We start from the raw sequence: 19,365 nt of genomic DNA, 5'->3' as shown, positions 1-19,365 counted from the left end.
TATTTGTTTAACTATTTATTTTCAAAGGCTATATTCAATATTATGGAAATACCAAGATCAGAGATGCCCCCAACAACAGAAAAACAAGGTTATGGAAATCAAAGTTTTCAAAAAATAGCAGCAGTACTACTACCTGCATTGCATTCACTGGAACTACATGGAACCATTCGAGAAACAGTGCGACTTCAACAAAGTGACCTGGAGTTTGCTATAGCAGCCACTGGGTATGTTATAGCATTAGTCCTTGTAGGTTATTGCTCATATCTTCGCTCGAAAAATACTGATTTAAGAAGAGAATTAGATGAAGCTCAAAAGAATCCATTAAACAAAACTAACAATAATGATAATCAAGCTGCAAAGAAACCTACAAATAAAGTAAGCCAAGAACCTGTCGCAAAACCTACAAGTCCGCAACCTTCTAAAAGTAGACGTGGAAAAGAATTAACTCCAGCTCAATTACAAACTAAAGAAACAGGTGGCAGGATGAGAGTAATTACTACATGGTTAAAAAACAATTATCCAGAACTTCAGAATGTGAATCCATCAGTTGACGAATTGGCCAATATAACTCAAGACTTAAGGAAATTTTTGGAAGAAGAAAAGCCAAAAGTGTATGCAGCTCTCCAAGAAAAAGGTTCTCTAGACAATCTGAGTCAAATAATCTTGACACTTACTGAATACCATCAAGCACAGCAGAAAACAAATGGCGTAAGAAGTGAAATTGACGCACTGACAAAGTCTTTGCATGACAGAAGTGGAATTTCCCTCTATCGCGAAGTAATAAAGAAAGGATACAACAAAACAGGTGCATTAACCGAGAAATCTATACAAGCTCTCCTGGATGATAATGATTTACTATCAACACACGATTGGGTCGAAGAGTATCTATTGACTAAATTGAAAATAATAGAGCTTAAAAAAACTTTATCAACAGATATTGCAAATCAAAAAACCTTGAAAGATGCCCTCAAGGCACTTGGACTTTGATTGACAGATAGAAAATAAACCACATAGGGATAGCAGAATTAGGTATACACCAGCACCCTACCCTCCACATTTTTAGGCTCAGTTTTGAAAATTTCCGCAATATCTAGATCGACTTCTTTGTCAACCACTTCTTTTTTATCGTTTGTTTTCCTCAACACAAGATATATACTTGGACCGAAATTAAGCGAGTCAAAAAAGAAACTTAATACTTTGTCCAATTTCATCCAAAATTCAGGTCTCTTTTGTGAAAAACCCTTTGGACCAGAACGAAAGTTTTCGATAGACCTCTTTTCAATCAATTCAAATCCTGCGTTTCTTGCTATATCAAGTATGTATGAAATTGGATAGTTTTGAAAAAATGTTTTGCCTGCACCTGCAGTTTGTTGTATTGGCTCTTTTTTGAAAAACTTAAAATTTAGCCGAAACATATTTTTGAGTATCGCTTTGAAATGAAATTTGTTTGCAACTTCATAAACAAAGATTCCATCTAATGACAGTACCCTATATACTTCTTGCAAAAATTTTGCTTGATCTTGAAGATGATGAGATACCCTCACTGTCAAAATCAAATCAACTACACTATCCAAAAATGGCATTGCATAAGCATCAGCTTGAACCAAGATTGCATCACTTTTGCAATTTTGCAAATTCAATAAACTATAGTCCAAAATTATCCTTTTTTTGAAATACTTCGAGGTGGTATCATCAAGCCTACCAAAAGATCCACCTACATCAACTATTATCTTATTCCTAGCAGAGTAGTATGGCAACAACGAGTCAAGATAATCTTGTTCTACCATATTTTCATAAAAACGACCTTCCCAATATGTCTGATAATCATAATTTGCCTTATCATAATCTGTTTTTGCCAGATTTTCATCATTTGTCTTTGTCATAAGTGTAATTGTTAGCTTACTATTTTTGAAATGTAATAAGTGAATTTGCTATGTAATTGCGTGAACTGATAATGTCAATTCAGATTTGATTCATTCTACTAAACATTAGTTACAAACTCAAGCAATTGCTTTGAAAGAAATTACCAACAACTATAAAGCATTTGGTATAATTTCAAACTAATGGTTCACCTCATTATCCCCAACTACAACGGTTCCAAATATTTACGAAATTTACTGACTAGTGCGATTACCTATCACTTTGGCAAAATAATTATCTCTGACGATTGTTCTACTGATGATAGCAAAGAAATTATCAAAGACTTTCAAGCCACATGTCCAAATGAAATCTATATGGTCGAAGGTCAATCAAATTTAGGACCAGCTGGAAATAGAAACAGGGTTTTGAGTATGTATCAGCACGGCATTATAAATAATAAAGATATTTTGCTGTTTGTTGATGTTGATATGGAGATAATTGAAATGAACTTGGATAGCTTACAAAAGTCTTTTGAGCAAGAAAGTATTGCAGTTATTACTGGCAAGGTACTCACTAAGGAAAACAAACAGCATTATTGGAATTTCGGTTACAGACTCCACCCTGTCCGTTCAACTTTAGAAGCCATGTCTTTGATGATATATTTTCTCTTTCATCAAAATGAAACTTTGCTGAGAGTACTTCATAATTTATTTCGAAATATTTATATCTTTTCGATTGAATCAAATTCAATTCAATCACCACTGTCGATTGACTGGGGAATTGAAAGCAACTTTGCTATTCGTGCTGATATCTTCAAAAAGATAGATGGTTTTGACGCACAAATGCAATATCATGAAACTCAAGACATTTCGAAAAGGATAAACGATCTGGGCTTTCAAATTTTTTATGATCCACATGTAGTTACAAAACATCTAGATATGGATACTTTTGGAAACTCCAGACGAGCGAAAGATATCAAAAACGCCATTTATTTCTACAAGAAGCATTATGGCAACCTTGATAAATTTCTGAAGTATCTTTTGAACTATCAAAAGTATAAATGAATAATGATCCAAATCTCAGTAGCTATACTTATAAATCAAAACTGCCTAACAACCTAGTGCAAGTTCCATTATCACCAATTTCAAATACTCCGATACTATTTATATCAAAGTGCGGAAGTCCCAATTAACTTTTCTTTTGACTTCAATCGCAATTGAAATATCTTTGAATCGACCGAGTGTAATGTGAGGTTTGCACTCTCTCATCACACCTGGATATCCATAAGTTAGAATGTTACGAGTCTGATTTTTCGGCAAAGAATTCAAAGTGTCAACATCCAAATACTTTGTTCGTACAACTCCGTTTCTAAGAGGATTTATCAAAGAAACGATTTCCTTGTGTAGTTCAAAGACTTCATCATTTAGAAAGAAGCTTACTACAATATATCCGTTTTCAGCTTCTAGTTGTGTAAAGGTAGTATTTATTGCTTTGTGGTTGATGCAATAAGATGCCAAGTCACTACAAACTTTTGATTCTGCCTCTATTGGAAATTCAGGAAAGTAGAGCGTTGCATGAGGATAATAGCCTACTCCATCCAAAGCAAAGAGCATCTCACCACAAAGATTGAATTGATCAACAATTTGAAAGATATAGTTTTCTAGCTCTTTCGAGGGGCGGATAGCAATATTCAACCTTTTGGTTTGCATAGCAATATTATACAATATAATAGCTAAAAGGAATATCTGCAAATAATTTTTTAGATCACTTGCGATCTTGTCAAGCAAATCTCTGTCCCTCCTGAATGAAATCCGAACTTTTTATCAAGAAAATCTTGATACTGAATTCTAAAAACTGACTCGGTTTTGCCAAACTATTTTTCTGGGGAAAATGATTGGCAAAACCTCGGCTTATGTCCCGCCCGCAGGAGGGGTCTGAGGAGGAATGCGGGCGGGTTTCGGAAATGCCTTTTTCAAAATCGCCGCCATTCAGATTTCGCTTCGCGAAATACGCCGCAGAAAAATCCAATACAACAAGAGGTGTCGTGTTCGCTCCAACCCACCCATGCGCACACGACATCAGTTTTACTCCCTTTAAATTTGAATAAATCCATAATTTTTGATATTATGATAATGAAAGTGTATCAAAGCACTTTCATACTATCAAGATAATGCAAGTATGGCAACTGAAAACAATATCGATGGAAATATAAAGAAACATCGGACGAAGCTAGAGCTTTCGCAGGAAGATTTTGCCCAAAAGTCCGGTGTGAAATATACAACCCTCACTAAAATTGAAAGTGGAGTTATTAAGACACCTTGAGTTGTAATTATGGGCAAAATGGCGAAAGCTCTCAGTGTTTCCATTGAGGATTTATTGAAATAATAAAATTATGAAAACGATAGGAATAATTGGTGGATTAGGGCCAGAAACAACTTCCGAGTTTTACCTCGATATTGTTTTCTCATGCCAGAAAAAAGATAGAACTGCTAGACCCTCCGTAATTATTGCGAGTGTCCCTTTGCCATATCAAATTGAAGAAGATGCAATATCAAAAAATGTTGGGATTGAAAGGTGTTTGCCATTTTTAATTACTGAAGCCCAAAGATTGGAAAAGGCAGGAGCGGATTTTATTGTTATGCCGTGTAATTCACTCCACATTTTTATCCAAGACATTAGAGATTCTGTTAAAATTCCTGTTCTAAGTATTGTGGAGGAAACTGTAAAATTTCTTAAGAAAAATAATTTTAACAAAGTTGGCATAGTTTCCACATCAACAACAATTAAGAACAAATTATATGAGAACGCTTTTATGGAAAGTGGTATCGGCTACGAAACGCCAGATGATTTTCAGCAAGCAAAATTAGGTAAATTTATCCATAATCTCGTTACTGGACAACAAAATACCAAAGATAGAGGTGAACTTATTAAAATTATTGGCGATTTTGAAAATAAAAATGTAGATTGCGTGGTATTGGCTTGTACCGATTTGCAATTGTTGATACCCCAACACCAAAACTTAAAAATTTTCGACACCATGAAAATTTTTGCAGATACTTCAGTTGAAGAAATATTAAAATAATTTATGACAAAAGATTTAATACAAAATTCAAAAAATCTTCACGATATAGCTAATGAAATTTTGGCGAAAACTGAAGCTATTAAAATCTTCTCAAATTTAGGAAAAGTTGAGATAATCGGCAGTCTTCGTTTGGACTTAATGTATCGGAGCGATATAGATTTACTTGTAATTTCTGAAAATATCGATAAAGAAAAGGCCAAAGAAACGACAAAGAGCTTTTTGGATAAAGGTATTTTCCAAACAGTCGCCCTTGCCGATTATCAAACTTTTCCAGCATATGATATACCCCTCGGTTTTTATTGGGAGTTGATAATTCCGCATGGAGGCACAAATTGGAAATTTGATGTTTGGTATTTAAAACCAGATGAGAGATATACAAATTTAGTTTCAGATTCAATCAGCAAATTTGAGAAAATTTTATCTGAAAATCCAGGAAAAAGAGAAACGATACTCAAAATCAAAGAGGCATATTTTGACGGAGTTAAATACAAAGACAAAGTAAAAAGTTTTGATATTTATACCGCTGTTTTAGAAAATGGAATAAATAGCGTAGAAGAATTTGCTGACAAAGTTAAAATTCATTAAGATTTTTAATACACTTTTGCGTCTCATGTTCGGTAATAAAAGGAAGCAATGCACTGTATGGTCCCCAATCCTGACCAATAATCATAACCTTGCCATCAATACGATTTTTCCAATCAAACCATTTATTCGGAATATAGTCATGTAAAGCAAATTGATTTACATATCCGATATTAACTTGTCTTCCATTTCTGAATTTGTAAGACTCTGTTACTCGATTGTTTTGTGATAAATCACTCCACAATAGTTTCAGGTCATTACTCTTGCTATTGATCATATTTGATATTTTACCATTGATATATAACAACATTTCAGCATGCGAGATACGGTCTGATTTAACTTCTTTCATGTTATGCCTTTTATCAACTAAATCATCGCCTATTGATAAAACAGCACCCGCAAGGGAAATTACCTGAAAGTGAAGATATTTTTGCTTCTTCTAGAGCTAATTTCATAAATTTTTTGTCATTTTCGGAGAATTCATTCATAATAATATTATTTTGAAACATATTTATTATCCTTTATATAATATCGTAAAGGTAACTCAGTAGATTTCGAAATACCAATACGTTTTGAATTTAGTATTTCATATTTAGTATTTATTGAGTCAGAACAAATAGAGATTTTTGAAGTATTATTACAAACATCCTCTCCATTTAATGACTTATCAATACCAAAGGCCTGACAAAATCTCCCAGGCCCAGACGTCAATTTATACAAATCAGAGGTATTACGGTTAGCTTTCATTATATTAATGCCAACCAAAGGTTCGACTGCTCTTATTAGAATACTACTTGGAATATTTTCTACATCACATACAATGTCCATACAAAAGTATTTGTGAATGCTATGCACATATGCATATCCTGCGTCACCAAATAGTACAGAATTACGGTTTGTTTTTCCTATATATGAATGAGCCGCTTGATCTAATTCACCTAGATATACTTCCAATTCAACAATTCTTCCTGCTAAAACTTTATTTTCAAATCTTCGTAAGATTACTTTGCCAAGTAGTTCAGATGCAATGTCCACAGGGTTTCGTCTAAAAAAGTCTCGGTCAATTAATTTAAGATCTTTAAACTGGAGTTGTAAATCATACATATTTCTATTCTACATCTTCTAATCAAAATTTGAAACATCAACTAAATTATTATTCATAAAAATATGATTCAAGTATCAGAATATTATTTAGAGCTGGTTCGTACTATTTTTCAAAAGTACTATAAAAAACCTCTGACACAGGAGCAGATTGAACAGTTAGCTGAAAACATATTAGCTTTCAGCAAAGTAATTATGGAGTTCTATCTGAAAAAGCAGGAACTTTATGGTGACAAATACGAAATAGGTTAAAAGAAGAGATAATTTCTCGCTCGAACCCAGAAGATATCTCAATTATGTCGATAAATACTGGCTCGAACAAAATGAAAAAGAAAAAATTATATTTATTCCACATTGGGTAGTGATATGTAGCTCGAACCGATTTTGCAAATGCGAAAACGTTGATTTAGTATGGCTCGAACCTATGCACTGCATAGTCCCATACAGGGAGTACAACTTGGCTGCGGGACCTGGATTCGAACCAAGATAGTCGCTTCCAGAGAGCGGTGTCCTACCATTAGACGATCCCGCAAGAACTTGTGAGATTATAACTTATCGCACCTTAATTTTGAACATAAATACTTAAGCTGAACTCAATTTCGCCTACGCTTTTGATAACTATTAACTTTATACAGTATAAATGTCTCTGATAATATGCTAAAATATACAATTGTAGCACGAAAGTATCTTGATACCATTGAAGCTACAAAAATAATTTAACCATAAGTTTGTTCAAAGTACTTTATACAAAATGAACGCCAGAATTACATTAGCTAGACACTACATCAAAAAGAATTCTATTTTGATCCTACTGCTTGGGATCTTGATACTTTCAGTTGTCCTTATAGTTAGCATTTTCTATTTGCAAAATCTTGGGTTGAAAAGAGAATTGTCCGAATTGAAATCCACCAATGAATCTTTGGACAAACGAGTAAGTGCAAGTGAAAAGGTGATAAATGAAGTGCAAACAAAGTTTTTGCCAAATTATTCTACTATCCTTAGTTCTTTTCAAGAAGTATTTACTTCTATGAATGTTTGTGTGGCCGCAGTTACCAAAGAACAAATTGCCGAATGTGAGTCAGTAAAGGCAAAAATAGAAACTGCGAAAAACAACTACACTGCAAAAATCGACGAAAACCTAAAGATCATCAATGAGAATAAGCTAGCAGAACAACAACCTGAGCAGTGATTTGCAATTTATACTTTGATTTGCTAGACTGTATAATCATGTCAAAAGATGTCGATGAAAATCGTTTGAAATTTCGCTCAAACATCAAAACAACTTCCAAAGTATTCATTAGATCAGTTTTCATATTTGTATTTGTAATTGCCGGAGGTCTATTTATCTCATTGAATGATAAATCAGATTCTATACTTGCAGAAGAGAATGTTGCTGAGCATTTGAAAAAGTTTACACTACCTGATCTAAATCTAGATACAACAAGGATAGAAACTGCGAAAAGTTACTTACAAGAGCAAGAGAAAATCAAAGCTGAACAAGCTGCAAAAGCTGAAGCTGCTAGAATCGCAGCTGAGAAACGAAAAGCCGAAGAAGCTGCTCGGAAGGCTGCACAAGCACGGGCTTTGCAGTATTCAAATGTTGCTACTGGTGAAGTTGCTGACATGATTCGAGCTACATTTGGTGCCAATGCAGACAAAGCAATAGCAATAGCAAATTGTGAAAGCCACTTAAACACAAACAATGTAGGAGACTTAGGCTTACAATATTGGCAGAACGGGGTTTTGTATGGAGCAAGCTATGGATTATTTCAAATCCGATATCTTCCAGGAAGACCAGATCCAAATTGGCTACTAAATCCGCAGAACAATATCAGCAAAGCTTTTGAAATGAGCGGAGGTGGTACAAACTGGTCAGCATGGAGTTGTGCAAGGCAACTTGGTATTTAGGTTGGTCATTACTAAGGTAATATTTTAATATTATTTACTTTTCAATAAGTTGATATCTTACTAGGATTTTCGTCACATTGCAAACTACGATTTTTATATTTAATCTTTGTATAGTTTAATCTTGCTTTGTCTTCTATTTATTACTTTTGACTCTATCAGATCATTATTGACAACATCATTTTCTTTGATATAATGTCACATATGTCAAATATTAGTCTGTTGAAAGAAGAATTTATTGTAGGGATTCCAATCCCTAGAGACCCAAATGATCCTTCAAATATGTTACCTGAACAAAATTTTGAGAATTTATTGAAAAAAGTTATACACGAGTTTAAGTGTAAGGGTTCTGTTGCTCATGGTCTTAGTGGAACTGTGGAAGTTAGAAAGTTAATTACTTATAGTGTACCCTCTGAGGGGGGTATGATAGAACTTTGTAATTTATTAACAGAGGCAAGGATTGTTTTTACAGCTGTTCTGATTCGCACATTTTCAGAAAAAAATATTGTATGCTCTTATCCACCATCAGATGATTGAGATGTAACTTACTTATATCACAGTTAATTTTTTCCATTCCAAATATGAGTACAACACTGTAAATAACACTGACAAAACTAATGGTACAAATACAAACAAGAAGCCATATTGTGGAACTATCAATCCAAACAATCCTACTATACCCCCCAAGATCATCGCCCTACTTCCAAATTTATGAGTTTTTCCCCACACTTCATCTGAACTAATCGTCCAAGGAGTTCTGATACCAGCAAAATAATTTCGTTTCAAATCTTTGATACCAGAACCTATTGCTATGAACAAGGCTGAAAAAATTACAATCATTACTTTTGCAAAGTCAAACTTTTGTCCAATATTTTGAAGAAGCAAAATGATATGGATAACAAGAAGAAATTTGTATATGCTAATAATTATGAAATTGTAACTTTTGTCAAAGCTTTTATAATTCTCTTTCAATGGATCGACCCTTGGTAAGAAGTAAAACAAAGGAAAAAAAAGCAACATCATAGCAGGAATCATAAATGCACCAATCGCTTTGGATGAATACCCGTCAGGATTTCCAGACATTCCCCAATGAGTGATCACTTGCTCTGGCAGTCTAGGAAAGAAATAACCCGAAACTAGAAAAGACAAGACGATAATTGCACTTATAAGTATCGTTGAAAATTTAGTAGTTAAGTACTTTTGCATTTGGTTAAATTATCACCTTGATAAATACATGCTTAAATCTATCTTGTGATCATGCTTTCAGCAACCTCCCAAAGTCTATCTTGCAAGGCCTCATCAAAACTCATTTTGTTTGGCTTGACTACATCACAATGATTGAAGTACTTCCCCGAGATATTTCTTGCATCATCACTTGTTGCAAGAAATATAGTAGTTTTCGCACCTCTTTCTGGACTAATGAAAAACAAATTTGTAATTGTCTTAAATATATTTGATTGATTTCTGAAAATATCTGTTTTGATATAGCCAGGATGAAGGCAATTGATTGAAATAGATGGATACATTCTAGCAAGTTTCATTGTCCATAAATTTATCATTAACTTTGTATTGGAGTATTGGTTTGAAGAAAACTTTTGCAAATTGTCAAAATCAACTTTTCCAAACTTGTTTGCAACAGAACTCACATTGACTATTCTTTTGTCTAAATTTGGATTATCCAAAATCAATGGCAAAAGTTCTTGAGTTAGCAAGAAAGGTGCTAGAAAATTCACACCAAATGTTTCTTCAAATCCATCTTTGGTTTCTTTGTACTTTTCATTCAAGATCCCTGCATTGTTTATCAAAACATCTATAAATTTGAATTTAGTCCTTACTTCCTGTGCAGCTCTTCGAATTGAATTCAAACTAGTAAAATCACATTCAATTAGTCTAATCATCGAGCCTGGCTTCAATTCCTCAATTGTGTTTTTGACCTTTGCTCCTTTTTCTAGGTTTCGGACTAAAAGTATAAGTTGAGTACTAGGATTGGCTAGAGCTTTGGCAGTTTCAAAACCTATGCCAGAAGTTGCACCGGTGATTAGAATTGTTTTCATAGGAATATTATAAAAGATTTTCAAGTAGATTCCAAGTTATTGCGAAACTTCACTATGTTTTTAGTATAATTCTAATAATGAAAACCACTTTTCAAAATACTGACGAATACATCGCGAATTTTCCAAATGACATTCAAGTGATCCTTAGTAATATCGGAAATATTATCAAAAACGAGGTGCCAGAAGCTCAAGAAGTAATAAGTTACCAAATGCCAGCTTTTAGATTGAAAACCTCATCTCAAACTAATCTTTCAAACTCGTCATCCCTAGCAAAGACCCAAGATTTAGTTATTTATTTTGCAGCATTCAAAAAACATATAGGGCTTTTCTTTGCTCCAACTGAAGAAGTGTATAAACATTTTGAAAAAGAGCTGAGAAATTACAAAAAAAGCAAAGGTGGCATCCAGCTTCCACTTGATAAGGATATAGATTATGAACTAGTTAGAAAGATTGTGAAGTTTAAGAAACTATCTATAGAATATGCGCTTTGAGATTTTGTGAAATCAACCAATATAACTTCTAGGCAGACAAATAATTAACTTTCCTAATCTTTCCTTGTTTATGGCATTACCACAAAACATGTGTAACTTGCCAATTTAGTTGGATTCACCAACTATGTCTTTGCAAGCTTCAGGATCGGATTTTGGATACTTCTTATCAATTCGTGCTATAGACATTTCCATCAATTCTTCAAAACTAATTTCAAGTTCGTCTAGCACCAAATTCAAGTACCAAAGTAAATCTCCCAACTCTTTGTAAATCATCTCATTGTCATAGTCTTTCCCCTTTTTGCTTTTTTTATCAAGTCAAGAATCTGACACGACGATGTACTTAGTCCAATAACTCCATAGTCCAATCTAGGACTACTCTTGCCTGTGTGAAAGTCATTATATGTCTTCCAATCAGTTCTCAATGCTTTTTTCTTGTAAGTCTTGATATCCATCTTTTGATGGCTGCAATTACCTTCTCTTTCACTTTTATGAGTTTATCAAAGATAAATAATCTTATCAAACTTTTGAAAAAAATATAAATAAATTAGAGAATGTTGAAATCTAACGCGAGAAAGTTATTATCTCCAATATCAAGACGAATGAATGTCTGTTATTATTGCTGTATTTTGAACCTTGTAATCTTATGCTTTTTCAAGTTAGTTCGTACTATTGACCAGTATACATGGTGCTTCATCATCGACTTAATAACGATCCACTCAATGGTGAAATGTAGATTCAGGTAAGCTTTCTCGACATTTTATCTGTTTCGATTGAAGAATTTCATATCAGAAACTTTGATTTCTGAGGTTCGATAAAAGTGGTTGTGGTGAATTTTTTGTGCCTAAATTTCTGTTTTCAAAACTATTTAATCACCGCCTAAATCTATACCATCCCACTCAACTACGACAAACCCATCACCTCTTCTTTCAACCTGAATTAAGTTCTGTTCTTTTGTTGGAATATAACTATTGGTAGCTACAAATTTCATGAAAACTCTAATAAACTGATCTGGATTAGGTTGAACTAATAGCTTAGCTTTATACTAAAGATCGTAGCTTTTCTATCATTTTCACAAAACCAAAATCATTGTTGTAGTCATTAGTATCAGCAACATTGACCCATTGCATTTCCAAAGATTCATGTGAGACTTCGAACTTTACATCAGCTTCGGTAACAAAAAGAAATCTAACATCTAAATGATAATGATCAGGCTCGCCTTTTGTGTGGTTTGCAGGAATCAATTGAATATCAACATCGAAAATATTTTCATCGTAAACTTCAGCAGTCAAAATTCCTGACTCTTCTTCAAGCTCTCTTTTTGCCACTGATAATAAATCTGCATTTCCATCAGCGTGTCCACCGAATTGAATCCATTTATCCAAACTTAAATGATGGTTCAATAGAATCTTTGAAAAATCTTTTGAGGCCAATAATGCAGAACCTGTAAAGTGAGATGGAAGCGTTGTTCTTTCAAATGGTCTATCACAACTGTTCAGATAGCTTAGCATAAGAAGTTTATCCGCTTCTTCTTTAGGATGTTTGGGAATATAGTTTATTAGCAAATCAAAAAGCTTTTGGCTCTCAAGATTTGTGTTTGAGTTGAATTGTGGATATATGAGGTTGTACATAATTATATTCCTTTCCTTTTAGGAAAGGTGTCTCGCTTTGCGGGACGGATAGGTTAGTAGAATTTATTATAATTTCATTTAGATATTCATCAAGAAAGTTATATGATTTGAGAACATCAGAATTTATTATTCTAATTATCTTTATTCTATAATTTTTTACATATTCATCTCTTTTAAAATCTTCTTTATCCTTGAACTCGTAAGTTTCACCATCTACTTCAATATTTGTTTTTAACTTTTTGGAATAAAAATCCAAGATATATGGTCCAAAACAAATTTGTCTACTAAAACCATATCTGTATTTTTTATTTAGAACCTTCAGTGCTACCCAAATAAAAACTTCATACTTATTCATGATTTTTCTATTCTGCCTTGCAAACTTAATGCTTGGTTTATAAACTATATGTTTATTTTTTGCAATCATATTTTTAACCTATCACCCCTGCATGGAGCTTTCCTAACAGGAAAGCAATTCAAAGCACTATTCCTTATACAAATCCTTTATAACTATCTTTTTCATCTCCAGCATTGCTTGAGTTGCATAATTTGCTTTTTCGGGGTCAGGATTTGAAGTTGCTTCGTTTAGTTCTTCAGGAATTACTTGCCAACTAACTCCATACTTATCTTTACACCAACCACATTGAGATTCTTCTCCTCCATTTGAGATAAGTTTATCCCAAAAAAAATCAACTTCTTCTTGACCTTTGCAATTTATGATAAATGAAATTGATTCATTGAAATCAAACTTATGATCTAATCCACTATCATTTGCAAGAAATTGTTCTCCACATAGTTTAAACTCAGCATGAGATAAATTCTTTGAATTCTCTACAAATGGATTTTCTCCATATTCATAAAGTTTGCCTATTTCAGAACTTGGAAATAATGAAGTATAAAATTCTATAGCTTCTTTTGCTTTGCCGTTATTTTCATGAGTGAACATCAAACTTGGTGAAAGTGAAGGTACTGGTTCTGAGTTAGTTAGCATAACTTGCCAGCTAAGTCCAAACTTATCATTGCACCAACCATACTTAGGTGCAAAATCATAACTTTGATATTCCATCATTACTTCTCCTTCTTCTGTTAATTTATCCCAAATCTCATCCAATGTCTTTTCATCATTATGCCAAATTGAAAGAGAAATACTTGGATTGAATACAAATTCAGGTCCAGCTGCCATAAAAGTCAATTTTCTATCAAACAATTCAAATTCACCTATCTCAATTCTTCCACTTGGAGTATCAGCGATAACTTGAGTTTCACCTAATCGTTTAAATTTGGGAAAAATACTTTTGTAGTAATTTATTTTTTCTTCTAAGTTTTTATCAAACCATAGAAATGGAGTTATACTTTGCATATTTTGAATTTTTAGATAAGGTAAACAAATTGCGCAATATTTGAACTTAATTAAGTTTTTATTTGAAATACTTTGCTGCGTTTGGATTTCTATGTGGACATCCAGGCCAGCAACATGGCCTTTTTTGACCTCGCGCTAATTGATCTTCAGCTCTTGCATATCTTTGTAACTTACCTTTTTCTGTTTTTGTAGATGTTAAAAAACAAATCCATTCACTTCTTGCAAGCGGTGTGATTGCCTCCCAAGTCTGTCTTACTTTAGCATTACTCAAAATAACTTTTGCAAAATCTGCAGGTGGTGTTTTGTGCGGTACATTTTCCTTCATGAGAATTGTTGTTTTATATACTTTACCCAATTTATCATAAGTTGTCCAAATTCCTACCTGTTTGCCATCTTTGAAACTTCCTGATCTAAGTATACTTCCATCAATTCTATAAAATTCCCAGTAACCCTCTTGCTTATCATTCTTCATAAATCCCTTTGCCCAAATTGTCCCGTTTTTGTGAAACTTTACAAATTCTTTCATTTATTTAATTAGCTTTTACTTTTCAATACTGCATAAATTGCTCTTGCATGTCCTAAACCAAGATCAAATTCTGACTTTATATACTTTATAATTTCCATCGGCCTTTTTGATTCTGATAGAATGTTACTACTTTGAATGTGCAATATAATTTCATCTAATGATTTTCCAGTTTTTTGTTCGATATTTGTAATGTATGATTGAAATGACATGTTTTTAAAAAGTTATTTCTTTGCAACTACATTTATCATCCAATTTAAACCAAATTTGTCAGTAAATGAACCCCAATAATCTCCCCAAAACATATCTGTCATTTGCATTTCAACTTTACCACCTTCTGATAGCTTTGAGAATAATTGATCTGCTTCATACTTAGTATCAGGTTCAAGCATGATGTAGAAATTATTCCCTTGAATGACTTTGAAATTCGTGCTTTCTGGATCGTCAGTTCCATGAAGCATAACTCCTCCTAAAAGTGGAAGTTGAACATGCATTATTAGTTTTTTTGTAACTTCATCGAGTTCTACTTGACCTTGTTGATGTGGAATGTCTCCAAGCCTTGTAATTTCTCCAACAAAATCAGTTGCAAAAACTGATTTATAAAAGTTGAAAGCTTCTTCAGTTTGGTTTGAGAAATTGAGATATATTGATGTGCTTGCCCTTGATTGATATTGTATTTATTGAATTTATAGTTTGAATTATTTGTTGTTATTCTTCCATCTAGGAGCAAACTTTGTCATCCAAGCATATACTTTGGCTTGAAATCTATTCATCCCATTTGCAACCATCGCTTCGTAAGTAGCTTTTTCAAATCCCTTCCAGTCGCCTTCGTAAGTAAATTTACCCTCTTTGTAGCAATAACTGCAATATTTGTCTGAGCCACTATTTCCTTTGTCTTGAGATAAAGGCATAAAGCATGATTCACATTTTTTGTTGTTTGTGTTTGTTTGAGTATTTGACATTTGATTATTTTAAGGTTAAGTGAAATTAAAATTATTATTTGATAATGAAACTAGCAACTACATATACTGTATATATTATCATCAATACCATTCCTTCTTTCCTATCAAGTTTCCTATCTGTACTGAAAAAATAGTTATACATTACAAGCAAAATCATCATAGTAAACGCTGTCAAATAGTATGCTGGGGTTATCTCAAAGGAAATGGGATGGATTATAGCAAGCAAACCAACAACAAGAGTACTTGCAAGCGCAGATCCTGTAATATAATTTGTAGATAGTTTATCGCTCTTTCGTTTCACTGCAGTAAATGAAACTATCAGTTCAGGTAGATTTGTAAATATAGCAAAGAAAATAGATCCAACGACAAATGTATCTAATGCAGTTTCGGCGAGAATCTGACTTGCTATTTGGACAACAAAATGAGAACTAACTGCAATTATTGTTATACTAAATATGGTTATGAGTATTGCTTCACCTACCTTTCTTGGATTTACATTTTCTACTTCTATATGTTGGTCATGATTGTATTTGACAAAGTATAGATAGATCATGAGGACTATATACAAAAGTATTATTGCAATCCCATCTCTTGTAGCAAGTTTACCATCTAAACCAAGTATCATAGGAAACAATATCAAAAAAGATTTAGGAAGCAAAGTTTTCAAACTACCACTAGTCTTGATTTCACTATTCATCAGTAAATTGACTGGTATCACAAGTCCAAATAGAATTATTATTCCACCAAACAAATTTCCTAATGAGACAGCAGCTATCCCATCATTTATAGCACTTAGTCCAACAAAAAGTTCAGGCAGAGTAGTGATCATGCCAAGTAGCACTCCAAAGATGAAAAGAGGGATATTTAGTATCGAACTCAAAAAACGAAATTTCTGAACTACCAAGTCAGAAGCGAAGGCTAGTAGCAAAAAAATTCCTATAAGTATCAAGATATTCAGAAACATAGTTTCTATTATAAAACAAATCTATCCAAGTTACATGACAATTATGTTCGTAGAATTGATTATTTACAAACTGAATCAATTACAAGTCGAGTATTAGCAAGCACACTTACTCTATACAAAGTATATTAGAGTTTTATAAGTTACCCAAATAGCAAATAAGTTTTGTAGAAAGTCAAATACTCGTGCTTTGATATCTTTCCAAAGCTCTAACTCGCTCAAGTTTATGATCTATCATTTTCTCTAATTTATCTCGCTCTTTCAAATATTTATCTCTATAAATTCTTTTCGGATCATATTTTTCAGCTTGTTCATCTGGGTTGAAGATTCTGAAGTATGGCGCGGCATCAGTGCCAACTCCTGCACTCCATTGCCAACCTCCATTATTACTTGCTAAATCCCAATCAAGTAGTTTCAATTTGAAATAATATTTTCCAAGTCGCCAATCTATATGTAAATCTTTAGTCAAAAATGAAGCTATAATCATTCGAACACGATTATGCATCCAATATTCTAAATTTAATTGTGCAATTCCTGCATCAACTAACTCAAAACCAGTTTGGGAGTTTATAAACTTTAAAAAGTTGTTATATGCTTTAAGTTTAATTGAGTTATTTTGGAATTGAGTTTTCAAAACTGGAATTTCATTTTGCCAAACTATATCCTCAAAATTCAAATCCCAGTTCAGCTTTCTATACTTTTCTTGAAAAGCTAATTTTGCAACTTCAGGATAAAAATTCAAAATCATTTTATAAAACTCTCTCCAAATAATTTCAGATAAGTAACTTTCAACTCCAGAGAATTTTGGATTTAATTTTAAACTACGAAAATCTTTCAAATCTAAATTACTTTCAAGATAAACTTTTACAATTTCACGAATTACATACCGGATCGAAATAACTCCAAATTTAAGTAAATGAGAAATTTTGCTAGTTCCATTTTCAGCTATCAAATCCCTACTTTTGTGGTAATCGTAAATTTTTGAACTTAGAAACTCGTCAAAACTTTCAGTATCACTTTGCAAGAAAATATCATTTGAATAATTTTTCAAATCAATGTCAATATTTAGTTTATTTAGCCACTCAGTTTTATAATAAGTTAAAACTTTGTAAGGTAATTTTGTTTTTGAATTAATAATATCTGGAAAGATTGTAGAATCTTTGAATAAATTAAGCTCAGAATCATGCAAGTTTAATAATTCTGAAACTAACTTGTCTCGTGATTTAGAGTAAGGAGAATAATCTTCATTTGCAAAAACTTGCAATGTTTTGTACTTATCTAGTAATGTGGCGAATATTTGAGTGGGCTTGCCGGTTGATTCAATGAATTCAAACCCATGTTTCTCAACTTCGGATTTTAGAAAGTCTAACCTTGAGGTTAAATATTTTATTTTAATATTATCAGAATTGAAAGAAGTAATATTTTTATCCCAAATCCAAAGAAATTTAAGATCACTTTTATTTTTAGCTAGATCCAAAGATACCGATAATGCATGATTATCCCAAAGTCTTAGATCAGATCGAAACCAGTGAATGTACATTATTTATGAATTAAGAATTTTTTTTATTTTAGAATTTAGCGATGGGATATTTTCTTTTTGAACATTTGCCAAAAGTTGTTTGAATTTCTTGTATTTGATTTTGTCTATTTGGAACAATTCTTCTGTTGTTGTGATTGAAAAAGCTCTAACTATCCTACTTTCCTTTTTGTTTTTAAGTATTTCAGTTAGAAAATTCCAAACATTTTCTAGTTCTTGTGGAGTTAAATTTAACCTTGGAATTATTTGAACTAAATGCCACTTAAATTCAATATCTAAATCTTTTTGGATTAAACTCAAAAAATAATCTTTGTGCAAATCAAGATCATGCTTATTTTTCCTACTTATCTTTTCGATTAAATCAATCACTTTCATCTTTACAGATCTTTTTTTTTGAATTTAGTAAATCAACTAGTTTATCAAAGTCTGCTTGAGAAATATCCAAATTCAAAATTTCTTGGCTTTCACCTAAAGTTCTGAGATCAGACCCTTGTAAAAACTTACTAAATTTATTTTGATCCATCTTAGTTTTAGTTAAATTAAATTATTTAGTTAATCTTTTTATTACTTTTGTAAACTTGAGCTTTTGTGTATCGAACCTTATCACCATCAAAATATCTGTCATTTACAAATGGATTTGCAGTATCAGAATAACCTCTAACCTCCCAAAAACCTAGTTCATGTTTTGTTGAAAATCGAATTTTATTCAAAAACTTTGCACTTTTCCAAAAATAAAGATCAGGAATGAAATTTCGAACTGGTCCGCCATGATTTTTATCTAATTTCAAAACTTGTTTTTCAATATCAGTATTTGCAGATAAAATTAGTAAGCAAGTTGTGTAATAAATTCTTTTCTTTTCCTTATCAAAATATGAATGTGGAGTTTCAGGATATTCTTCAAATTCATAAGGGAAATATAAAAGTCTTTTTTCAGGATCAAACTTCACACTTGTTGTATAACCTATTTCATCATCACTTTCAAAACTTACACTAATTGCAGTTTGCTTTGGATTTACAAACTTGATAATTTCATAAAAATCTACTCCAAATAACTTTGCATTCGACAAGCTCCAAGTTGTGACGCAATGAATATCTGAAATAAGCTCGGTTTTTGATAATTTTTCTAGTTCAGTATAAGTAAAAATAGTAGGCTTTTCAACTTCACCAATTATTTGTAGTTTGTAGTTTTTTGTATCAATCTCTGGTGCTTTTCCTGCAGTGAGTACTGGCCAATTTATTTGACCTAGTAGATTTTTTTGAATTGTATGTTGGCCAATTGGTCGATAACTTGTTGACATAATTTGCATAGGCATTTACTTGTT

Annotated in this window: 30 protein-coding genes and 1 tRNA gene; 10 read left to right on the top strand and 21 right to left on the bottom strand. The window is 32.5% G+C overall.

Annotated features, from left to right (window positions below):
- Positions 1–63: 63 nt before the first annotated feature.
- Entirely contained in the window at positions 64–987 is a 924-nt protein-coding gene (locus IPJ91_00545; protein ID QQR93630.1) for a hypothetical protein, read from the top strand.
- A gap of 38 nt (positions 988–1,025) precedes the next feature.
- On the opposite strand, the gene IPJ91_00540 is transcribed toward IPJ91_00545, so the two are convergent.
- A complete protein-coding gene (locus IPJ91_00540) occupies positions 1,026–1,883 on the bottom strand; it encodes a class I SAM-dependent methyltransferase (GenBank protein ID QQR93629.1) in 858 nt (285 codons plus the stop codon).
- 180 nt (positions 1,884–2,063) lie between these two features.
- Between IPJ91_00540 and IPJ91_00535 the strand changes: the two genes are divergently transcribed.
- Complete coding sequence (locus IPJ91_00535) at positions 2,064–2,924, top strand: glycosyltransferase (protein ID QQR93628.1); 861 nt, start codon at positions 2,064–2,066, stop codon at positions 2,922–2,924.
- Positions 2,925–3,023: 99 nt separating this feature from the next.
- On the opposite strand, the gene IPJ91_00530 is transcribed toward IPJ91_00535, so the two are convergent.
- Positions 3,024–3,569 carry a hypothetical protein gene (locus tag IPJ91_00530; protein ID QQR93627.1) on the bottom strand — a complete coding sequence of 182 codons (546 nt, stop codon included), beginning with the start codon at positions 3,567–3,569 and terminating at the stop codon, positions 3,024–3,026.
- A gap of 469 nt (positions 3,570–4,038) precedes the next feature.
- Between IPJ91_00530 and IPJ91_00525 the strand changes: the two genes are divergently transcribed.
- The 3 genes from IPJ91_00525 to IPJ91_00515 all read left to right on the top strand — a co-directional run bounded on the left by IPJ91_00525 (position 4,039) and on the right by IPJ91_00515 (position 5,527).
- Positions 4,039–4,182 (top strand): helix-turn-helix transcriptional regulator, encoded by a 144-nt coding sequence (locus IPJ91_00525; protein QQR93626.1) that lies wholly within the window; start codon positions 4,039–4,041, stop codon positions 4,180–4,182.
- Positions 4,183–4,252: 70 nt separating this feature from the next.
- Positions 4,253–4,942 carry an amino acid racemase gene (locus IPJ91_00520; GenBank protein QQR93625.1) on the top strand — a complete coding sequence of 230 codons (690 nt, stop codon included), beginning with the start codon at positions 4,253–4,255 and terminating at the stop codon, positions 4,940–4,942.
- Positions 4,943–4,945: 3 nt separating this feature from the next.
- A complete protein-coding gene (locus IPJ91_00515) occupies positions 4,946–5,527 on the top strand; it encodes a hypothetical protein (GenBank protein ID QQR93624.1) in 582 nt (193 codons plus the stop codon).
- Here IPJ91_00515 and IPJ91_00510 read toward each other — a convergent pair.
- Complete coding sequence (locus tag IPJ91_00510) at positions 5,514–5,873, bottom strand: hypothetical protein (GenBank protein QQR93623.1); 360 nt, start codon at positions 5,871–5,873, stop codon at positions 5,514–5,516. The two genes, IPJ91_00515 and IPJ91_00510, sit on opposite strands and share 14 nt — an antisense overlap.
- Positions 5,874–6,019: 146 nt before the next feature.
- On the bottom strand, positions 6,020–6,628 hold the full coding sequence (locus IPJ91_00505; protein QQR93622.1) for a DNA-3-methyladenine glycosylase: 609 nt from the start codon (positions 6,626–6,628) through the stop codon (positions 6,020–6,022).
- 63 nt (positions 6,629–6,691) lie between these two features.
- On the opposite strand from IPJ91_00505, the gene IPJ91_00500 reads away from it, so the two are divergent.
- On the top strand, positions 6,692–6,877 hold the full coding sequence (locus IPJ91_00500; GenBank protein QQR93621.1) for a hypothetical protein: 186 nt from the start codon (positions 6,692–6,694) through the stop codon (positions 6,875–6,877).
- A 206-nt stretch (positions 6,878–7,083) separates the two neighbouring features.
- Here the strand turns inward: IPJ91_00500 and IPJ91_00495 are convergent.
- A tRNA-Gln gene (locus IPJ91_00495) sits at positions 7,084–7,157 on the bottom strand.
- Between the two features lie 219 nt (positions 7,158–7,376).
- On the opposite strand from IPJ91_00495, the gene IPJ91_00490 reads away from it, so the two are divergent.
- From IPJ91_00490 to IPJ91_00480, 3 genes are all read left to right on the top strand, one after another.
- Positions 7,377–7,814, top strand: coding sequence for a hypothetical protein (locus IPJ91_00490; protein ID QQR93620.1), 438 nt, complete (start codon positions 7,377–7,379; stop codon positions 7,812–7,814).
- 38 nt (positions 7,815–7,852) lie between these two features.
- Entirely contained in the window at positions 7,853–8,533 is a 681-nt protein-coding gene (locus IPJ91_00485; protein ID QQR93619.1) for a hypothetical protein, read from the top strand.
- A gap of 201 nt (positions 8,534–8,734) precedes the next feature.
- On the top strand, positions 8,735–9,067 hold the full coding sequence (locus tag IPJ91_00480) for a hypothetical protein (GenBank protein QQR93618.1): 333 nt from the start codon (positions 8,735–8,737) through the stop codon (positions 9,065–9,067).
- A gap of 12 nt (positions 9,068–9,079) precedes the next feature.
- On the opposite strand, the gene IPJ91_00475 is transcribed toward IPJ91_00480, so the two are convergent.
- Entirely contained in the window at positions 9,080–9,736 is a 657-nt protein-coding gene (locus tag IPJ91_00475; GenBank protein ID QQR93617.1) for an SdpI family protein, read from the bottom strand.
- A 38-nt stretch (positions 9,737–9,774) separates the two neighbouring features.
- Positions 9,775–10,584 carry an SDR family oxidoreductase gene (locus tag IPJ91_00470; GenBank protein ID QQR93616.1) on the bottom strand — a complete coding sequence of 270 codons (810 nt, stop codon included), beginning with the start codon at positions 10,582–10,584 and terminating at the stop codon, positions 9,775–9,777.
- 77 nt (positions 10,585–10,661) lie between these two features.
- On the opposite strand from IPJ91_00470, the gene IPJ91_00465 reads away from it, so the two are divergent.
- Positions 10,662–11,075, top strand: a complete 414-nt coding sequence (locus IPJ91_00465; protein QQR93615.1) for a DUF1801 domain-containing protein — start codon at positions 10,662–10,664, stop codon at positions 11,073–11,075.
- A gap of 105 nt (positions 11,076–11,180) precedes the next feature.
- On the opposite strand, the gene IPJ91_00460 is transcribed toward IPJ91_00465, so the two are convergent.
- The 14 genes from IPJ91_00460 to IPJ91_00395 form a co-directional block, all read right to left on the bottom strand.
- Positions 11,181–11,348 carry a hypothetical protein gene (locus IPJ91_00460; GenBank protein QQR93614.1) on the bottom strand — a complete coding sequence of 56 codons (168 nt, stop codon included), beginning with the start codon at positions 11,346–11,348 and terminating at the stop codon, positions 11,181–11,183.
- Complete coding sequence (locus tag IPJ91_00455; GenBank protein ID QQR93613.1) at positions 11,345–11,527, bottom strand: hypothetical protein; 183 nt, start codon at positions 11,525–11,527, stop codon at positions 11,345–11,347. The genes IPJ91_00460 and IPJ91_00455 overlap by 4 nt, the downstream gene beginning before the upstream one ends.
- A gap of 585 nt (positions 11,528–12,112) precedes the next feature.
- Positions 12,113–12,703, bottom strand: a complete 591-nt coding sequence (locus IPJ91_00450) for an NUDIX hydrolase (protein ID QQR93612.1) — start codon at positions 12,701–12,703, stop codon at positions 12,113–12,115.
- Entirely contained in the window at positions 12,657–13,127 is a 471-nt protein-coding gene (locus tag IPJ91_00445) for a DUF559 domain-containing protein (protein ID QQR93611.1), read from the bottom strand. The genes IPJ91_00450 and IPJ91_00445 overlap by 47 nt, the downstream gene beginning before the upstream one ends.
- Positions 13,128–13,184: 57 nt before the next feature.
- The gene (locus tag IPJ91_00440) at positions 13,185–14,060 is read right to left on the bottom strand and encodes a VOC family protein (protein QQR93610.1); all 876 of its coding nucleotides are present in this window, start codon (positions 14,058–14,060) and stop codon (positions 13,185–13,187) included.
- A gap of 58 nt (positions 14,061–14,118) precedes the next feature.
- Complete coding sequence (locus IPJ91_00435) at positions 14,119–14,385, bottom strand: YdeI/OmpD-associated family protein (GenBank protein QQR93884.1); 267 nt, start codon at positions 14,383–14,385, stop codon at positions 14,119–14,121.
- Positions 14,386–14,594: 209 nt separating this feature from the next.
- Complete coding sequence (locus IPJ91_00430) at positions 14,595–14,795, bottom strand: DUF4287 domain-containing protein (protein QQR93609.1); 201 nt, start codon at positions 14,793–14,795, stop codon at positions 14,595–14,597.
- 12 nt (positions 14,796–14,807) lie between these two features.
- Positions 14,808–15,260: a VOC family protein gene (locus IPJ91_00425; protein ID QQR93883.1), complete on the bottom strand. Its 453-nt coding sequence runs from the start codon at positions 15,258–15,260 to the stop codon at positions 14,808–14,810.
- Between the two features lie 21 nt (positions 15,261–15,281).
- Positions 15,282–15,545, bottom strand: coding sequence for a hypothetical protein (locus IPJ91_00420; protein ID QQR93608.1), 264 nt, complete (start codon positions 15,543–15,545; stop codon positions 15,282–15,284).
- A 34-nt stretch (positions 15,546–15,579) separates the two neighbouring features.
- Complete coding sequence (locus IPJ91_00415; GenBank protein ID QQR93607.1) at positions 15,580–16,509, bottom strand: sodium:calcium antiporter; 930 nt, start codon at positions 16,507–16,509, stop codon at positions 15,580–15,582.
- Positions 16,510–16,681: 172 nt separating this feature from the next.
- Positions 16,682–18,046, bottom strand: a complete 1,365-nt coding sequence (locus tag IPJ91_00410; GenBank protein ID QQR93606.1) for a deoxyribodipyrimidine photo-lyase — start codon at positions 18,044–18,046, stop codon at positions 16,682–16,684.
- Positions 18,047–18,049: 3 nt separating this feature from the next.
- On the bottom strand, positions 18,050–18,418 hold the full coding sequence (locus IPJ91_00405; protein ID QQR93605.1) for a hypothetical protein: 369 nt from the start codon (positions 18,416–18,418) through the stop codon (positions 18,050–18,052).
- The gene (locus IPJ91_00400) at positions 18,405–18,566 is read right to left on the bottom strand and encodes a hypothetical protein (GenBank protein QQR93604.1); all 162 of its coding nucleotides are present in this window, start codon (positions 18,564–18,566) and stop codon (positions 18,405–18,407) included. Before IPJ91_00400 ends, IPJ91_00405 begins: the two co-directional genes overlap by 14 nt.
- A 25-nt stretch (positions 18,567–18,591) precedes the next feature.
- Complete coding sequence (locus IPJ91_00395) at positions 18,592–19,341, bottom strand: molybdopterin-dependent oxidoreductase (protein QQR93603.1); 750 nt, start codon at positions 19,339–19,341, stop codon at positions 18,592–18,594.
- Positions 19,342–19,365: the final 24 nt, after the last annotated feature.

It is taken from the genome of bacterium (assembly GCA_016699595.1).
In the GTDB taxonomy this organism is placed as follows: domain Bacteria; phylum Patescibacteriota; class Dojkabacteria.
This window is presented reverse-complemented; position numbering and strand designations above follow the sequence as displayed.

Bases quoted from the DNA above. Each gene is read 5' to 3' on its own strand.
- IPJ91_00545 (QQR93630.1), top strand. From the start codon at position 64: ATGCCCCCAACAACAGAAAAACAAGGTTATGGAAATCAAAGTTTTCAA.
- IPJ91_00540 (QQR93629.1), bottom strand. From the start codon at position 1,883: ATGACAAAGACAAATGATGAAAATCTGGCAAAAACAGATTATGATAAG.
- IPJ91_00535 (QQR93628.1), top strand. From the start codon at position 2,064: ATGGTTCACCTCATTATCCCCAACTACAACGGTTCCAAATATTTACGA.
- IPJ91_00530 (QQR93627.1), bottom strand. From the start codon at position 3,569: ATGCAAACCAAAAGGTTGAATATTGCTATCCGCCCCTCGAAAGAGCTA.
- IPJ91_00525 (QQR93626.1), top strand. From the start codon at position 4,039: ATGGCAACTGAAAACAATATCGATGGAAATATAAAGAAACATCGGACG.
- IPJ91_00520 (QQR93625.1), top strand. From the start codon at position 4,253: ATGAAAACGATAGGAATAATTGGTGGATTAGGGCCAGAAACAACTTCC.
- IPJ91_00515 (QQR93624.1), top strand. From the start codon at position 4,946: ATGACAAAAGATTTAATACAAAATTCAAAAAATCTTCACGATATAGCT.
- IPJ91_00510 (QQR93623.1), bottom strand. From the start codon at position 5,873: ATGAAAGAAGTTAAATCAGACCGTATCTCGCATGCTGAAATGTTGTTA.
- IPJ91_00505 (QQR93622.1), bottom strand. From the start codon at position 6,628: ATGTATGATTTACAACTCCAGTTTAAAGATCTTAAATTAATTGACCGA.
- IPJ91_00500 (QQR93621.1), top strand. From the start codon at position 6,692: ATGATTCAAGTATCAGAATATTATTTAGAGCTGGTTCGTACTATTTTT.
- IPJ91_00490 (QQR93620.1), top strand. From the start codon at position 7,377: ATGAACGCCAGAATTACATTAGCTAGACACTACATCAAAAAGAATTCT.
- IPJ91_00485 (QQR93619.1), top strand. From the start codon at position 7,853: ATGTCAAAAGATGTCGATGAAAATCGTTTGAAATTTCGCTCAAACATC.
- IPJ91_00480 (QQR93618.1), top strand. From the start codon at position 8,735: ATGTCAAATATTAGTCTGTTGAAAGAAGAATTTATTGTAGGGATTCCA.
- IPJ91_00475 (QQR93617.1), bottom strand. From the start codon at position 9,736: ATGCAAAAGTACTTAACTACTAAATTTTCAACGATACTTATAAGTGCA.
- IPJ91_00470 (QQR93616.1), bottom strand. From the start codon at position 10,584: ATGAAAACAATTCTAATCACCGGTGCAACTTCTGGCATAGGTTTTGAA.
- IPJ91_00465 (QQR93615.1), top strand. From the start codon at position 10,662: ATGAAAACCACTTTTCAAAATACTGACGAATACATCGCGAATTTTCCA.
- IPJ91_00460 (QQR93614.1), bottom strand. From the start codon at position 11,348: ATGATTTACAAAGAGTTGGGAGATTTACTTTGGTACTTGAATTTGGTG.
- IPJ91_00455 (QQR93613.1), bottom strand. From the start codon at position 11,527: ATGGATATCAAGACTTACAAGAAAAAAGCATTGAGAACTGATTGGAAG.
- IPJ91_00450 (QQR93612.1), bottom strand. From the start codon at position 12,703: ATGTACAACCTCATATATCCACAATTCAACTCAAACACAAATCTTGAG.
- IPJ91_00445 (QQR93611.1), bottom strand. From the start codon at position 13,127: ATGATTGCAAAAAATAAACATATAGTTTATAAACCAAGCATTAAGTTT.
- IPJ91_00440 (QQR93610.1), bottom strand. From the start codon at position 14,060: ATGCAAAGTATAACTCCATTTCTATGGTTTGATAAAAACTTAGAAGAA.
- IPJ91_00435 (QQR93884.1), bottom strand. From the start codon at position 14,385: ATGAAGGAAAATGTACCGCACAAAACACCACCTGCAGATTTTGCAAAA.
- IPJ91_00430 (QQR93609.1), bottom strand. From the start codon at position 14,795: ATGTCATTTCAATCATACATTACAAATATCGAACAAAAAACTGGAAAA.
- IPJ91_00420 (QQR93608.1), bottom strand. From the start codon at position 15,545: ATGTCAAATACTCAAACAAACACAAACAACAAAAAATGTGAATCATGC.
- IPJ91_00415 (QQR93607.1), bottom strand. From the start codon at position 16,509: ATGTTTCTGAATATCTTGATACTTATAGGAATTTTTTTGCTACTAGCC.
- IPJ91_00410 (QQR93606.1), bottom strand. From the start codon at position 18,046: ATGTACATTCACTGGTTTCGATCTGATCTAAGACTTTGGGATAATCAT.
- IPJ91_00405 (QQR93605.1), bottom strand. From the start codon at position 18,418: ATGAAAGTGATTGATTTAATCGAAAAGATAAGTAGGAAAAATAAGCAT.
- IPJ91_00400 (QQR93604.1), bottom strand. From the start codon at position 18,566: ATGGATCAAAATAAATTTAGTAAGTTTTTACAAGGGTCTGATCTCAGA.
- IPJ91_00395 (QQR93603.1), bottom strand. From the start codon at position 19,341: ATGTCAACAAGTTATCGACCAATTGGCCAACATACAATTCAAAAAAAT.